This is a genomic window from Streptomyces flavofungini, assembly GCF_041028215.1.
GTDB classification, from domain to species: Bacteria; Actinomycetota; Actinomycetes; order Streptomycetales; family Streptomycetaceae; genus Streptomyces; species Streptomyces flavofungini_B.
Genome location: NZ_JASKYR010000333.1, coordinates 1 through 9,252, shown reverse-complemented (window position 1 = coordinate 9,252; position 9,252 = coordinate 1). Strand labels below are relative to the sequence as shown.

The following is a 9,252-nucleotide window of genomic DNA, read 5'->3' as shown; positions in this document are numbered from 1 at the left end:
GCGCTTTCCCGGCCTCCCCAGCACCGCCGCGCTTGAGGCCTACACCTTCCCCGGGCCCACCACGCCCGAGCCCCTCGCCCTCCCCCGGCACACCGCTCCCGCGCCCCCCGGGCCGTCGCGGCCATCGGCGTGGGGTGATTCCGGAGAGCAAGGCCCTGAGGCCTGGCAGCGGTGACGGGCCGGGGTGGGGGTTGAGCGGACGCATTGGCGTCTCACCTCACATCTTCGGGTCAGGCACCCGGCGTCCCAGCGGATCGCTCAGATCCGGTAGCCGCCGCGCGGGACGGTCTCGACGACGGGCGGGGCACCGAGTTTGGTGCGGAGCCGGTTGATCGTCGCCTTGACCGTGGTGGTGAACGGATCGGCCGCCTCGTCCCACACCCGGTCGAGCAGCTCCTCGGCCGACACCACGCGGCCCTGCGCCTCCATCAGGCACTCCAGGACCGCGAACTCCTTGGGGGTCAGGGCGAGCCGCTCGTCGGCGCGGGTGGCGACCCGGCGCGCCGGGTCGAGCCGCAGGTCGCCGTGGACCAGGACCGGCGGCACGGCGGTCGCGGAGCGCCGGGCCACCGCCCGGATACGGGCGACCAGTTCGGCGTAGGCGAAGGGTTTGGGGAGGTAGTCGTCGGCGCCGAGCGTGAGGCCCTCCACGCGGTCGGCGATGGTGGCGGACGCCGTGAGCATCAGGACACGCGCGGGGGCGGGGCCCTCGACGAGCGCTCCGCACACCTCGTCGCCGTGGATGTCGGGGAGGTCCCGGTCGAGGACGACCACGTCGTAGTCGACGACGGAGGCGTGTTCCAGGGCGCCTTTGCCGTCGTGCACGACGTCGACGGCCATGCCCTCCCTGCGCAGCACTCTGGCGACGGACTCCGCCAGTTCGACGTGGTCCTCGACCACCAGCACCCTCACCCGGTCACCCCCAACTAGCGTGCGCTGCGGCCGGGACGAGCGGGCGACGGCGGCGGATCTCGTGGCGGACCACGACTCGGCGGACCACGATGCCCGTGCCGACGTCACACACCGGTCACATCCCGCCCCTGCCGTGTGCGAAGCACGTTCAGCTCCAACGTACCCCGCGTGACAGCCCGGCATCCGCGACGCCCTCGTACGGCGTCGCGGATGCCGGGGTTCCGTGTCTCGGCGGGCCTGCTAGCCGCCGCGCACCCTCGGTCCAGGGCCGTTCGGACCGTTCGGGCCGCCGGGGCCCCGGGGGCCTGGGCCGTTGGGGCCCGGGATGGGGCCGCCGTCCGGGCCGGGACCCGCGCCGGGCGGCAGCAGGAAGAGGCCGGGGCCGCCGGGACCGCCGGGCATGGGGCCTTCCGGGCCGCCGTGCAGGACGGGTCCGCCGACCGGTTCCGGCACGGGCTCGGGGTGCGGCTGGTCGCCGTTGCCGTTGCCGGAGGTCTGGCGGGCGAACTGGGTGCGGTAGAGCTCCGCGTAGAGCCCGTTCATCGCCAGCAGCTCCTCGTGCGTGCCGCGCTCCTGGACCCGGCCCTCGTCGACGACGAGGATCTGGTCGGCGTCCCGGATCGTGGAGAGCCGGTGGGCGATCACCAGGGAGGTCCTGCCGCGCAGCGCGGTCTTCAGGGCGCGCTGGAGGGCCGCCTCGGACTCGGAGTCGAGGTGGGCGGTGGCCTCGTCGAGCACGACGATGGGCGGCGCCTTCAGGAGCAGCCGCGCCATGGCCACGCGCTGCTTCTCGCCGCCGGAGAGCCGGTAGCCGCGGTCGCCGACCACGGTGTCGAAGCCCTCGGGCAGCGCTTCGATGAGGTGGTAGATCTGGGCCGCCTTGCACGCGTCGACGAGTTCCTGCTCGGTCGCGTCGGGCCGTGCGTAGGTGAGGTTGTCGCGGATCGTGGCGTGGAAGAGGTGGGCGTCCTGGGTGACCATGCCGACGGTGTCGTTGAGCGACTTCAGGGTGACGTCGCGCAGGTCGTGGCCGCCGATGCGGATCACGCCCTCGACCGGGTCGTAGAGCCTCGGCACGAGGTGGGTGATGGTCGTCTTGCCCGCGCCCGACGGGCCCACCAGCGCGGTCAGCCGGCCGGCGGGGGCGGTGAAGCTGAGGTCGCGCAGGGTCCAGGCGTTCTGCCCGCGTTCCTGAGCGGGCAGGGCGATGGACTCCAGAGAGGCGAGCGAGACGTCGGCGGCCTTCGGGTAGCGGAAGGAGACGCCGTCGAACTGGATCTCCGGCGCGGTCGTGCCGCCCTCGGCGGCCGACGGCAGCGCCACCGCGTCCGGCTTCTCGGAGATCAGCGGCTTGAGGTCGAGGATCTCGAAGAGCCGGTCGAAGCTGACGAACGCGGTGACCAGGCTGGTGTGGGCGCCGGAGAGCTGGTTGATGGGCGCCATCAGCCGGGTGAGCAGCGTGGCGAGCGCCACCAGGGTGCCGATCTGGAAGGTGCCCTCGATGACGAGGCTGCCGCCGAGGCCGTAGACGAGGGCGGTGGCAAGGGAGCCGACCAGCGTCATCGTCAGGAAGAGCATCTTGCCGTAGACGGAGGTCAGGATGCCCAGGTCGCGTCCCCTGGCGGCGAGCCGGGAGAACAGGCCCGTCTCGGAGGAGGGGCGGCCGTAGAGCTTGGCGAGGAGCGCGCCCGTGACGTTGAACCGCTCGTTCATGAACGAGCCGACCTCGGCGTTGACCTGCATGTGCTCGCGCATGATCCGCTGGAGGCGCTGCCCGACGAGCCTGCCGGGCAGGATGAACAGCGGGATCACCACGAGGGAGATGAGAGTGACCACCCAGGAGAGGTAGAACATCGCGACGAGCACGAGGATCAGCGTCAGTCCGGCGGAGACCACCGTGGACAGGAGCGTGGTGACGGCCTGCTGGGCGCCGACGACGTCGGTGTTGAGCCTGCTGACCAGGGAGCCGGTCTGCGCGCGGGTGAAGAACGCCAGTGGCTGGCGCTGCACATGGTCGAAGATCTTGGTGCGGAGGTCGTAGATGAGCCCCTCGCTGATCCGGCCCGAGTACCAGGCCTCGGCGAACCCCACGACCGCACTGAGCAGCGCGAGGCCCGCGACGGCCACGGAGATCCAGACGACGACCGAGGTGTTTCCCTTGGTGATGCCGTCGTCGATGAGGTACTTGAACAGGATGGGCATGGCCACCACGTTGCACGCGTTGAGCGCGGTGACGACCAGGAGAAGGATTATGTTGAGTCGGTACGGTTTGGCGTAGGGGAGGATTCGTTTAGCCGTGCCGGCCTTGATCTGCTGCCTGGTCACCGACTCGTCCGGCCCCATCCCCCGTATCACCATCGGCCCCGGGCCGCCGATCATGGCCACGAAATCCTCCTGTTTTCGTTGTCTTTCCGGTCGGGTCTCGCCTGTTCCCCAGCTTGGTTCCGCTAGCTGGCGGTGTCGTACTTCTCCATCTCGTCGATGAGGCTCTTGGGGCGCATGTCCGTCCAGTTCTCCTCGATGTACTTGAGGCAGGACTTCCGGGTGTCCTCGCCGAACACGGCCTTCCAGCCGTCGGGGATCTCCGCGAACACGGGCCAGAGCGAGTGCTGGTTCTCGTCGTTGACGAGAACCAGGAAGGTGCCGTTCTCGTCATCGAACGGATTTGGCATGACTTCCCCCGTCAATAAGCGTCGAATGAGCGTGAGTTACGCTATCCGGGCCCTTCTGGGGCGACAAGGCCGTCCAGACGGAGGGCCCGGGGATCGGGAGTTCACGGCGTACGGCCGGTGAAGAAGGCGGTGATCGCCGCATTCACCGCGGCGGGATTCTCCAGATATCCGTAGTGGCCGCAGCCGGGTATTTCGGTGTACCGGGCGCCGGGAATGCTCCGTGCCACCTCTCGGGACAGGTGCGGGCGTACGACGAGGTCGTCCGCGAATCCGATCACCAGACAGGGTGTGCGGATGCGCCGGTAGGCGGCCCTGCGGTCGGGGATGAGCTGGAGCCCGAGCTGGCCCCGGACGCCGGACAGGTCCACCGCCGACAGCTCAAGGACGGCGAGCCAGTCCCGCAGGGACTCCTCGTCGTTCAGGGTCCGCGGCGAGAGGTTCTGGAGCGCCTGCACATACGCCCGGAAGCGCGGCGGCAACTTGGCCCCCTCGGGGACGAGTTCGAGCTCGGCGGCCGTCATCGCCCCGGTCAGCGCGTCGGTGCGCCCGCTGGTCGCGAGCAGGACGGCCTGGCGTACGAGGCCGGGGCGGGCCAGGAGCAGTTCCTGGACCGCGATCGCGCCGAGGGAGTAGCCCACGACCCGGCAGGGGCCCGCCCCCAGGTGCTCGATGAGCGCGGCGATGTCCGCCGCCATGTCGTCGAGGGTGAAGTCGTCGGGGCAGGGGTCGCTGGGCGGGATGCCCCGGTTGTCGAGCGTGATGACGCGGTGGCCCGCCCGGGTCAGGGCGGGCACCTGGTGGGTGCGCCACATGCGGCCCGGGGCCCCGGTGCCGGTGACCATGACGACCGGGTCCCCGGTGCCGTACTCGTCGTAGGCGAGGTTGCTGCCCCGCAGCCGGGCGACCGGCATCGCGCCCCCCTCTCACTCTCGCGTCGGTTCAGGGGCGCGCGTCCCGCTGGGCGGCGCCGAAGCGGCCGACCTTGGCGATGACGTCCTGGCCGTAGATCCGCAGCGCCTGCTGGAGCGCGAACTCCGCGACGTACACGCGGAACGCGTCCGGGGGCTCGTCGGCGAGGTTGAGCATGCGGCGGTTGGTGAGGACGGCGGTGCCGTCCAGCCCCGCCAGGCCGCGCTCCACGGCGGCGTCCATCCCCTCGGGCTCGACGACCTCGTCGATCAGGAGGCGGGCGTCGGGCTCGGCGGCCCTGATCCTGCGGCCGCCCAGGATGACCTGGCGGGACAGGCGCGGGCCCGCGTACCGGCCGAAGCGGTAGTTGGCGACGCCGGGGATGATGCCCTCCTTGGCGGCGGGCAGGCTCAGATAGGCGTCGGCGGCGGCGATCACATGGTCGCAGACGAGCAGCACCTGCGCGCCGCCGCCGATGGCGAAGCCGTCCACGGCGGCGAGCCAGGGCTTCTCCACGTACGGCGAGTGCCACTGGCCCGGGTGGTCGGTGAGGACGCCGCGGACGAGCTTGTGCAGATAGCCGAGTTCGCGGCGGAGCAGGAAGCCGACCAGCGGGATGTCGCCCGCGCTGAGGCTCTTGAGGTTGATGCCCGCGCTGAACACGCGCCGGCCGCGGTAGCGGGGATGGCTCATCTCGCCGCCGCGCAGCAGCCCGACCCGGACGGCCGGGTCGAGCAGGGCGAGGTCGACCGCGGTCTCCATGTCGTCGACCTGGCGGCTGTCCTCGGCGTTCAGACAGGTGTCCCGGCACAGGGTGAGCCGGGCGACGCCGTCGTCGCCGCGCTCCAGGTGCACGGACTCCATACGGGCCACCCCGGTGTGGGTGAACACCGGCAGCAGGGCGAGCGCGCGGTCGGTGGGCCGGAGCATGGCGTCGAGGAGATGCGGGCCCGCGACCGGCGAGCGGAGCATGGCCCGCAGGAAGATGCCCTGGTCGATCTCGTGGCCCTCCTTGGCCGCCTGCGGCCTGCTCCGCTCGGCCGCGAGACGGATGTCGTCGGGGACGAGCCCGGGGAAGTCCGCCGCGGCGGCGTCCACCAGCGCGTCGATCCGCAGGGAGACCGTGCGTCCTGCGGTCAGCCGGTCGTAGACGGCGTCGGCGTACGCGCCGAGGAACGTGGCCCGCAGCGTGCGTGCCGCGTCCTTGGCGGCGTCCATCTCCGCCCGCTGCCCGGCGGTACGGGCGGGCGGCGGAGGCAGGGCGGCGGCCAGTTCGTCCACCCGGGCGACGGCCCCCGACGAGACGACAAGGTCCCGCCACCCCTCCCGCACGTCCCGGTGCGGGGCACGGCGCGSCGTTGCGGCGGCCGTGTCCGGACGCCCGGAGACCAGCGAGCTCATGACGCCGCTCCCTCGGTCCGAGTGGCCCGCTGCCGGGCGAGGGCCCGTGTCTCAGCTCCCCGTCGCAGTGCCCGGTCACAGGCCGCCAGGTGGGCGCCCAGGGCGTCCTCGAAGCTGGTCGTCGCGGCGTCGAAGAGCAACTGCCGTCGAATGGCCACCTCCTGGCCGGACAGGCCGTGGACGAGACCCGCCGCCGCGCCCACCGCCCCCACCGAGCCCTCGGCCAGTTCGTCCACGATGCCCAGGGCCAGTGCCTCCGCCGCCTCGATGGGGCGGCCGAAGAGCACGGCACGGCGGACGCGGGCGGCCCCGGCGAGCTGCACCAGGCGGTAGCCCGCCATGCCGGGCCAGGTGGCGGTGGCGTCGCGCGGCACGAGGAGTCGGGTGCCGGGGGCGGCCACGCGCAGGTCGGCGGCGAGGAACGCGTCGAGGGCGGTGCCCCCGCAGTCGCCGTGCGCGACGGCGACGGTGGCCGTGGGCAGGCGTTCCAAGCGGCGCAGGGCGCGCTCCCACTTGGTGACCAGCATGACGTCGAGGCCGCCGGCCCAGTCGCCGTCCGGGGCGCCGGTGACATGGACGACGGCTATGCCGCGCCCGTCGTGGTCCCCCTCCTGGCCCTGGTCCTCGGTGCGGTCGCAGAGGTCGGCGACCGCCTTGACGGCCGAGGCCGACAGGGGCTCGGAGCCGTCGAGCTCCAGCGCGTGCAGGGGTTCCATGGTCTCGTCCGTCCTCACCGTCGGCTCCGTCCTCGCCATGCGCTCCGTCCTCGCCATCCGCTCCGCCCTCACCATCGGATCAGCGCCGTCTCGATCGTGGAGCCCGGCCCCATGGTCATCAGCACCCCGTGGTCGCCGGGCCGGGCGGCCTCCTCCTCCAGGAGGCGTTCGTAGGAGAAGAGGAACGAGCCGCTGGACACATTCCCCTGGTCACGCAGGACGCCGACGGTGTGGCGCACGTCGTGGCGGGTGAGGCCGAGGTTGACCACGACGGCGTCGACCACCTTCTTGCCGCCGGAGTGGACCAGCCAGTGCCGGATGTCGCTCCTGCGCAGTCCGGTGCCGTCCAGCAGGCGGTCCACGACCAGTTCGGCGTGCGCGCCCACCACGTAGGGGATCTGCGGGTCGAGGAAGAAGCTGAACCTGGCCTGGTCGCGGTCCCAGTCGTAGCGCATCGCGTCCACGGCCTCGGGAATGATGCAGCTCGCGAACTTGCGGACGCGCGGGCCCTCGTCCCGCCGTCCGCCGGTGCCGGGTCCGCTGCGCAGGGCGACCGCCGCGGCGCCGTCGCCGAAGAGGCTGTTCACGACGGCCGTGCGCATCGTCCCGTCCATCGCGTACGCGGCCGAGCACGCCTCCACGCAGAGGACGACGGCCAGTTCACCGGGGTGCGCGGCGGACCATCCCGCCTCCACGCTCAGGGCGTTGAGTCCGGCGTTGCAGCCCATGCCGACGATGTCGGCCCTGCCGCAGTGCCGGTCGATGCCCAGCTCGCGGATGAGCAGCGCGCTCAGCCCCGGGGTGAGGAAGCCCGTGGAGGTCACGCAGCACAGGTGCCGCAGATCGGCGAGGTCGGCTCCGGCGCTCTTGAGACAGGCGCGCAGGGCCTCGCCGCCCATCTCGATCGCCAGCGCCTTGTGCTTGTCGAGCAGGTCGCCCTGGGACTCGGCGGTGCGGTTGCCCTGGTCGTCGGCCGGTGGCAGTGACAGATTGCGGCGCTCGATCGCGCTGTTGAGGAAGACCGAGCGCACTTTGGGGTCGGTGATACGGAAAGCGTCGAGCACTTCGGTCTGGGTGTACGAGGTGGGGGTCACCGCCGTGCCCACCCCGATGATCTCCGGGGCGTGGACGTCGTGGAGAGCCCCGGGCGGTGTCGCCTCGCTCGGTGCCGTCTGGATCGGTGCCGTCTCGATGGTGGTCATCGGAACGTCCACCCCCACATGCGTGGCTTGCTGCGACGCTGTTCTCGCATGGTGTCGTGGCCGGTCACGGTGCTGTCCCCCTTCAGGTGTCGCCCGTTGAGCCTTCGTGGGTCTTCATAGGTCTTCGTGGACCCCGTACGTCTCCGTACATCCCGTACGCCGTCAGGCGCGTGCGCTCTCGGCCTCGATGAAGCGGGCGAGCCGCGCCGTGCCCTCGGCGATCTGAGCGGGCGTCAGGTAGCTGGTGGAGAGACGGATGCCGTCGAGGCCGCCGCCGCCGGGGTGGAAGTAGGTCATGGGCGTCCAGATGACGCCGAAGTCCTGCGCCGACCTGATCAGGGCCGCGTTGTCCGCGCGGAACGGCACACGCAGGGTGAGGAAGAAGCCGCCGGTGGGTTCGTTCCAGCGCACGCCAAGCGCCGTACGCCTGTCGTACGTCAGGTGGGTGTCCAGCTCCCGCAGGGTGGCGCGCATGGCGTCGCCGTAGTACGCGGCGGCCGCGGTGTTCAGCTCGGAGACCCGGCCGTCGGCCGCGAGGAGCGCGCCCGCGACGGCCGCCTGGCTGAGCGAGGAGGTGTTGACCGTCACCATGCTCTTGACCTTGGCGAGTTCGTCCGCGAGCAGCCCGGTGCGGCCCGCTTCGTCGAGGACGGGCTGGTCGGCGACGACGAACCCGACACGGGCCCCGGGGAACACCGTCTTGGAGAACGAGCCGAGGTGGACGACCGTGTGCCCCCGGTCCATCGACTTCAGGGTGGGCAGCGGCGGCCCCGGGCTGACCAGGCGGTAGGGGCTGTCCTCCAGGATGAGGATGCCGTGCCGGTGGGCGAGTTCGAGCAGTTCGGCGCGGGCGCGCGGCCCCATCGTCGTACCGGAGGGGTTGGAGTGGTCGGGCACGATGTAGAAAGCGCGGGGGCGGCGCCCGCGGGCCCGCTCGGCGCGGATCGCCGCTTCCAGGTCGGCGCAGGAGAACCCGTCGTCGCGTTCGTCGACGGGGGTGACCTCGACGTCCAGGAGCCGGGCCGCGCCGGTGATCCCCACATAGCAGGGGCTGGAGACGAGCAGGACGTCCTCGGGGCCCGAGATGAGGGCACGCAGGACGAGGAGCATCGCCTCCTGCGCGCCGACGGTCACCACGATGGACTCGGCGGGTACGTCGATGTTCTCGTCGGCGCGCAGCGAGTCGGCGATGATCTCGCGGATCTGGCCGGACGTGGGCCCGTACTGGTACATGGCGGTGCGCACCTGCTGCGGCGAGGCGCCCTGCTCCGTGAGGTGGTCCAGGTAGCGCCGCAGGTGGGTGAAGATCTGCTCGCTGTCGAAGAATCCGTCGTACGGGCGGCCGGGCGCGAAGGAGATCGCCTCGGGGTAGCGGGAGGTGATCTCGTTGAGGAACGTCATCGTGTCCAGGACCGGAGCGGACACGCTGGCGTGCAGTTC

8 protein-coding genes are annotated in these 9,252 nt (G+C 71.7%); all 8 read right to left on the bottom strand.

Going from position 1 to position 9,252, the window contains the following annotated elements:
• Window positions 1-258 precede the first annotated feature (258 nt).
• On the bottom strand, window positions 259-912 hold the full coding sequence (locus tag AB8Z36_RS22425) for a response regulator transcription factor (protein WP_369215151.1): 654 nt from the start codon (window positions 910-912) through the stop codon (window positions 259-261).
• A gap of 240 nt (window positions 913-1,152) precedes the next feature.
• Entirely contained in the window at window positions 1,153-3,291 is a 2,139-nt protein-coding gene (locus AB8Z36_RS22420) for an ABC transporter ATP-binding protein (protein ID WP_369215152.1), read from the bottom strand.
• Between the two features lie 68 nt (window positions 3,292-3,359).
• A complete protein-coding gene (locus AB8Z36_RS22415) occupies window positions 3,360-3,584 on the bottom strand; it encodes an MbtH family protein (RefSeq protein WP_369215150.1) in 225 nt (74 codons plus the stop codon).
• A gap of 101 nt (window positions 3,585-3,685) precedes the next feature.
• Window positions 3,686-4,495: an alpha/beta fold hydrolase gene (locus AB8Z36_RS22410; RefSeq protein ID WP_369215149.1), complete on the bottom strand. Its 810-nt coding sequence runs from the start codon at window positions 4,493-4,495 to the stop codon at window positions 3,686-3,688.
• A 28-nt stretch (window positions 4,496-4,523) separates the two neighbouring features.
• On the bottom strand, window positions 4,524-5,894 hold the full coding sequence (gene dpgC, locus AB8Z36_RS22405; protein WP_369215148.1) for a (3,5-dihydroxyphenyl)acetyl-CoA 1,2-dioxygenase DpgC: 1,371 nt from the start codon (window positions 5,892-5,894) through the stop codon (window positions 4,524-4,526).
• Entirely contained in the window at window positions 5,891-6,649 is a 759-nt protein-coding gene (gene dpgB / locus AB8Z36_RS22400) for an enoyl-CoA-hydratase DpgB (protein WP_369215147.1), read from the bottom strand. Before dpgB ends, dpgC begins: the two co-directional genes overlap by 4 nt.
• A gap of 29 nt (window positions 6,650-6,678) precedes the next feature.
• Window positions 6,679-7,812, bottom strand: a complete 1,134-nt coding sequence (gene dpgA, locus AB8Z36_RS22395) for a 3,5-dihydroxyphenylacetyl-CoA synthase DpgA (RefSeq protein ID WP_369215146.1) — start codon at window positions 7,810-7,812, stop codon at window positions 6,679-6,681.
• A 162-nt stretch (window positions 7,813-7,974) separates the two neighbouring features.
• A partial coding sequence (locus AB8Z36_RS22390) for an aminotransferase-like domain-containing protein (protein ID WP_369215145.1) occupies window positions 7,975-9,252 on the bottom strand: 1,278 nt, incomplete at its 5' end.